This window comes from Streptomyces coryli (genome assembly GCF_011044975.1).
GTDB classification, from domain to species: domain Bacteria; phylum Actinomycetota; class Actinomycetes; order Streptomycetales; family Streptomycetaceae; genus Streptomyces; species Streptomyces coryli.
The window spans coordinates 1-6156 of the sequence record NZ_JAAKZV010000353.1 but is presented as its reverse complement, the minus strand read 5'-3'; the positions used below and the strand labels follow the sequence as shown (position 1 = coordinate 6156).

The following is a 6156-nucleotide window of genomic DNA, read 5'->3' as shown; positions in this document are numbered from 1 at the left end:
TGTGTATAAGAGACAGCCTCTAGTCTCACGAGAGGCCTAGACCACCCCACCACCGCGGGAGCCAGCCATGGGATCGGGACCAGGACCGGAATCGGCATCGGCATCGCAGCCAAGCCGCAGACGCCTCCTCCAACTAGGCACCGCCGCCATAGCCGGCACAGCACTCACCGGAGCAGGCGCGGCCGCCTTCGCCGAAGAGCCAAGCGCGGCAGCGCAACCCGCGCCCTTGGCCCTCCCCACCACCAAAGCCTTCGACCTCGCCGACCCCTCCGACCCCGTCTTCATGCACAAGAGCGCCTGGTGCGCCACCGTCATGCAATGCGCCGGCTACGACCACCTCAACAAGCACTGGTACGTAGCCCAAGTCATGCACAACCCGGGCGACGGCGTCCCGTACGCCACCCGGCTCGCCGAAGGCGACATCGCCGTCACCAAGCTCAGCGCCGATGGCGGCACCAAGCTCGCCCGCATGTATCTGCGCGGATTCGGGCACGGCGCGCAGATCGGCGTAGAGCCGACCGCCGCCGGCAAGGCCCCCTACATCTGGATCGAATACGACGCCAAGACGAACTCCGACGGCGTCGGCTTCGGGCAGAAGACCTGCCGCATCAAGTACGCGGGCCCGGCCGCCGCCGACCCGCCGCGCAGCTTCCACTGGGACGACCCCGAAGATCGCACCGCGATGGACTTCAAGGACCGCACGCCCGACCCGACCAAGCTGCCGGGCACCGGCGCGCTCACCTCACCCCGCCCCGTGGTCGACATCCACCACCGCCGCGTCCTCATCCGCTACGACCGCGACGGCAGCCAGCAAGCCGCGGTCTACGGCCTCGACAACGCGATCGCCGCACCGCTCGGCACCCCGGTCCACCATCGCGCGGGACTGTACAAACCGCCCGTCGCGCAAGGCTTCTGCCTCTACGGGTCGTTCATGTACATCTACGAGGGTACGGCGTACCAGAACGGCGGCCCGTCGAATCCGGACGACACCGGCTCGACGTACATCACCCGCCTCGACCTCAACACCGGCGCCACCACCAAGGCGCTGACCCGCGCGCTGAAGTCGCTCACCTTCCGGGAGCCGGAGGGCATGAACATCATGCTGGTCCCGGCCACCGGCGGCGGCTACACCCCCCGCCTCACCTTCGGCTTCGCCTCGGGCGCGACAGGGGATCGCCGCGTGAACATCGCGTACAAGGACGCGCTGGTGTAGCCGTCCGGAGAAAGCAGCCGACTACGCAGCCTCGCCACCCAGCCGACTACGCCGACTCCCCACCCAAGTGATGCACCCGCACCATGTTCGTCGTCCCCGGTACCCCAGGAGGCGACCCCGCCGTGATGATCATGGTGTCGCCCTTCGTGAAGCGGCCGAGCTTCGCGAGCTCGCCGTCGACGAGGTCGACCATCGCGTCGGTGTTGTCGACGTGCGGCACGACGACCGGCTCCACGCCCCAGCTGAGCGTCAGCAGGTTCTGGGTGGCGGCCGACGTGGTGAAGGCCAGGATCGGCTGGCACGCGCGATAGCGCGAGAGGCGCTTGGCGGTGTCGCCGGACTGGGTGAAGGCGACCAGCGCCTTGGCATCGAGGAAGTCCGCGATCTCGCAGGCGGCGCGGGCCACCGAGCCGCCCTGGGTGCGCGGCTTCTTGCCCATGACGAGCGGCTGCAGGCCGCGGGAGAGGAGCTCCTCTTCAGCGGCGACCACGATGCGCGACATGGTCTTGACCGTCTCGATCGGGAACTTGCCGACCGAGGACTCGGCGGACAGCATCACCGCGTCCGCACCGTCCAGGATCGCGTTCGCCACGTCCGAGGCCTCCGCACGCGTCGGGCGCGAGGAGTTGATCATCGACTCCATCATCTGGGTCGCGACGATGACCGGCTTGGCGTTGCGGCGGCAGAGCTCGATGAGGCGCTTCTGCACCATCGGGACCTTCTCGAGCGGATACTCCACCGCGAGGTCGCCGCGCGCCACCATGATGGCGTCGAAGGCGTGCACGACCTCTTCCATGTTGTCGACCGCCTGCGGCTTCTCCACCTTGGCGATGACCGGCACCCGGCGGCCGACCTCGTCCATGATCCGGTGGACGTCGCGGACATCGGACGCGTCCCGTACGAAGGACAGCGCGACCATGTCGCAGCCCATCCGCAGCGAGAACTTCAGGTCCTCGATGTCCTTCTCGGACAGCGCGGGCACGTTCACGGCCACACCCGGCAGGTTGATGCCCTTGTGGTCGGAGATGACGCCGCCCTCGATGACGATGCAGCGCACCTCCGGACCCGCGACCTCGGTGACCTCGAGGGACACCGCGCCGTCGTTGATCAGGATGCGCTCACCCTGGGACACATCGCCGGGCAGGCCCTTGTACGTCGTGCCGCAGATGTGCTTGTCGCCGGGGACGTCCTCGGTCGTGATGGTGAACTCGTCACCGCGCTCCAGCTCCACCGGACCCTCGGCGAAGGTCTCCAGCCGGATCTTCGGGCCCTGCAGGTCGGCCAGCACGCCGATCGGCCTGCCGGTCTCCTCGGCGGCCTTGCGCACCTTGGCGTAGCGCTCCTCGTGCTCCGGGTGCGAGCCGTGGCTCATGTTGAAACGGGCCACGTTCATGCCCGCCTCGACCAGAGCCTTCAGCTGCTCGTAGGAGTCGACGGCGGGGCCCAGGGTGCAGACAATTTTGGCTCGGCGCATGTCGGCGATCCTATCCTTTTGTTCCTGAGATGAATTATCCGGGGTCATACGGCCCCTCTTTAGGTCTCGCTGTCCGCCGCGCCGACCAGAGCATACGTCTGCGTGGCGATCTCCAGTTCCTCGTCCGTCGGGACCACGGCCACGGCCACCCGGCTGTACTCCGCCGAGACCAGCCGCGCGTCCGGCCCCCGTACCGCGTTCCGGTCCCGGTCGACGGCGATACCGAGCTCCTCGAGACCGGCGACCGCCGCCTCCCGGACCGCCGCCGCGTTCTCGCCGACGCCGGCCGTGAACGCGAGGGCGTCCACCTTCCCGAGTACCGCGTAATACGCCCCGATGTACTTCCGCAGCCGGTGAACGTAGACATCGAAGGCGAGCCGCGCGGCCTCGTCGCCCTCGCCGATGCGGCGGGTGATCTCGCGCATGTCGTTGTCGCCGCAGAGGCCGACCAGGCCGGACTTCTTGTTGAGCAGGGTGTCGATCTCGTCCACGGACATGCCGCCGACCCGGGCCAGGTGGAAGATCACCGCCGGGTCGAGGTCGCCGCTGCGGGTGCCCATGACGAGGCCCTCGAGCGGGGTCAGGCCCATCGACGTATCGACACAGCGGCCGCCGGCGACGGCGGAGGCGGAAGCACCGTTGCCGAGGTGCAGGACGATGACGTTGACGTCTTCAGGCGCCTTGCCGAGCAGCTCCGCCGTGGCCCGCGACACGTACGCGTGCGAGGTCCCGTGGAATCCGTACCGCCGCACCGACAGCTTGTCCGCCGTCTCCGTATCGATGGCGTAGCGCGCCGCCGCCTCCGGGATCGTCGCGTGGAAGGCGGTGTCGAAGACCGCGACCTGCGGCAGGTCGGGGCGCAGCTCGCGGGCGACCTTGATGCCGGTGATGTTGGCGGGGTTGTGCAGCGGCGCCAAGGGCACCAGCTTCTCCATCTCGGCGACGACCTCGTCGTCGATGAGGGTCGGCTCGGTGAAACGGATGCCGCCGTGCACGGCCCGGTGGCCGATGGCGGCGAGCTTCGGGTCATCGAGCCCGAAGCCGCCCAGCGCCAGCTCCTCGCCGACGATCTTCAGCGCGTCCCCGTGGTCGGCGACCTCGCCCTCACCGATCCGCTCGACCAGCCCGCTGGCCAGCCGCTCGCCGTCGGCCATGTCGATGAGCTGGTACTTCAGCGAGGAAGAGCCCGAGTTGAGTACGAGTACGCGGGTCGCGGTCGCCGTCATCAGGAACCGGCCTCCCCCTGTGCCTGGATCGCGGTGATCGCGACCGTGTTGATGATGTCCTGGACCAGCGCGCCGCGGGAGAGGTCGTTGACGGGCTTGCGCAGGCCCTGCATGACCGGGCCGACGGCGATGGCGTTCGCCGAGCGCTGGACCGCCTTGTACGTGTTGTTGCCGGTGTTGAGGTCCGGGAAGATCAGCACGGTCGCCTGCCCGGCGACCGGCGACCCCGGCGCCTTGGTCGCGGCCACCGACGGGTCGACCGCGGCGTCGTACTGGATCGGCCCCTCGATCAGCAGCTCGGGCCGCTGCTCGCGCACGATCTCCGTAGCCTGCCGCACCTTGTCGACGTCCGCGCCGGTGCCGGACGTACCGGTCGAGTACGACAGCATCGCGACCCGCGGCTGCACGCCGAACTTCGCCGCCGTGTCCGCCGACTGGATCGCGATGTCGGCGAGCTGCTCGGCGTTCGGATCGGGGTTGATGGCGCAGTCGCCGTAAACGAGCACCCGGTCGGCGAGGCACATGAAGAAGACGGAGGAGACGATCGAGGCGCCGGGCGCGGTCTTGATGATCTCGAAGGCGGGCCGGACCGTCGCCGCCGTGGAGTGCACGGAGCCCGAGACCATCGAGTCCGCGAGCCCCTCCTGGACCATCAGGGTCCCGAAGTAGTTCACATCCGCGACCACGTCGTGCGCCAGCTCCACCGAGACGCCCTTGTGCGCGCGGTACTTGGCGTACAGCTCGGCGAACCGGTCCCGCAGCGGCGAGACGGTCGGGTCGATCACCCGGCAGAAGGCGTTGCCGGTCTCCGGCGGGGCCTCGTCCGGGCCGTGCAGCGGCAGACTGATGCCCAGCTCGCCGATCTTCTTGCGGATCGCGGCCTCGTTGCCGAGCAGCGTGAGGTCGCAGACGTTACGGCGCAGCAGCACCTCGGCCGCCCGCAGCACCCGCTCCTCGGTGCCCTCCGGGAGCACGACGTGCCGACGCTGCCCGCGGGCCCGCTCGATGAGCATGTGCTCGAACATCATCGGGGTGACGCGGCCGCTGGGCGCCACGTTCAGCCGCCCGGTGAGCTGGGCCGCGTCCACATGCGACTCGAAGAGGCCGAGCGCGATGTCGGCCTTGCGCGGGGTGGCGGCGTTGAGCTTGCCCTGCAGGGCGAAGATCTTCTCGGCGGTCGGGAACGAGAGCCCGGAGACGCCGAGCACAGGGGTCCCGGGCGCGAGCCGCTCGGCCAGCGCCATGGTCTCGGCCCCCGGGTGCTCCCCCAGAGTGAGGACGACGCCGGCGATCGGCGGAGCGGCGGCGGAGTGCGCGGCCAGGGCGCCGACGATCAGGTCGGCCCGGTCACCGGGGGTGACGACGAGGCAGCCCTCCTTCAGCGCCGGCAGGAAGCTGGGCAGCATCGCGCCGCCGAAGAGATAGTCGCGTACGTCCCGCGCCAGCCCGCTCGCGTCCCCGAGAAGCACCTCAGCACCGAGCTCGTCCTTGATCTGACTGACGGTGGGGGCGGAGAGGGCCGGGTCCTCGGGGAGTACGTACACCGGAACCGGCAGATGCCCGCCGAGCTCGCGGGCGGCGAGCTGCGCGTGGCTGTCGTCGACGCGGTTCGCGATCATCGCGAGGACGTCGCAGCCGAGCGAGGTGTAGGCGTCGTGGGCGTTACGGACCTCGGCGACAACGGATTCGGCGGACTGATTGAGCCCGCCGACGACGGGAAGCACGACGGCCCCGAACTCATTGGCCAGCCGGGCATTGAGATTCAGCTCCGCCGGTATGTTCGTGTCCGCGTAGTCACTGCCGAGCACGAGCACGGCCTCGTAATCGGCGGCTATGTCGTGAAAGCGACCGACCAGCCGGGACACCAGCTCATCGGTCCCGTGCGCGGCCTGCACACCGGAGGCCTCCTCGTACGACATCCCGAGCACCGAGCCGCCCGCCTGGGTCAGCCGGTACCGGGCCCGCAGCAGGTCGAAGACCGGATCGGTGCCGTCGTGAGCGAGCGGCCGAAAGACCCCCACCCGATCCACCTGCCGGGTGAGCAGCTCCATCATCCCCAGCTCGACGACCTGACGGCCGTCCCCACGGCCCACCCCGGCCACATAGACGCTGCGTGTCACCTGACGCCCTTCCCGGCAATACGATCATCGGTCGATTCGTCCGTTTCGCCACTTTACCCGCGACCAGACGGCTTCGCCGTGGCAGGGGGCCGAGGGGGCGAGGGCCTCGGAGGGGTCCACGGT

4 protein-coding genes are annotated in these 6156 nt (G+C 69.4%); 1 reads left to right on the top strand and 3 read right to left on the bottom strand.

Annotated elements, in window-relative coordinates:
• Positions 1-226: 226 nt before the first annotated feature.
• Positions 227-1213, top strand: coding sequence for a hypothetical protein (locus tag G5C51_RS38960; protein WP_165245150.1), 987 nt, complete (start codon positions 227-229; stop codon positions 1211-1213).
• Positions 1214-1259: 46 nt separating this feature from the next.
• Here the strand turns inward: G5C51_RS38960 and pyk are convergent, their stop codons facing one another.
• Genes pyk through pta form a run of 3 tightly spaced genes read right to left on the bottom strand, consistent with a single transcriptional unit; the run spans position 1260 to position 6033 of the window.
• Complete coding sequence (pyk, locus tag G5C51_RS38955) at positions 1260-2687, bottom strand: pyruvate kinase (RefSeq protein ID WP_165245148.1); 1428 nt, start codon at positions 2685-2687, stop codon at positions 1260-1262.
• 59 nt (positions 2688-2746) lie between these two features.
• Positions 2747-3913: an acetate kinase gene (locus tag G5C51_RS38950; protein ID WP_165245146.1), complete on the bottom strand. Its 1167-nt coding sequence runs from the start codon at positions 3911-3913 to the stop codon at positions 2747-2749.
• Positions 3913-6033 carry a phosphate acetyltransferase gene (pta, locus tag G5C51_RS38945; RefSeq protein WP_165245144.1) on the bottom strand — a complete coding sequence of 707 codons (2121 nt, stop codon included), beginning with the start codon at positions 6031-6033 and terminating at the stop codon, positions 3913-3915. Before pta ends, G5C51_RS38950 begins: the two co-directional genes overlap by 1 nt.
• Positions 6034-6156: the final 123 nt, after the last annotated feature.

Excerpts from the sequence above, each read along its gene's own strand:
- G5C51_RS38950 (WP_165245146.1), bottom strand. The coding sequence starts at position 3,913 with ATGACGGCGACCGCGACCCGCGTACTCGTACTCAACTCGGGCTCTTCC.
- pyk (WP_165245148.1), bottom strand. The coding sequence starts at position 2,687 with ATGCGCCGAGCCAAAATTGTCTGCACCCTGGGCCCCGCCGTCGACTCC.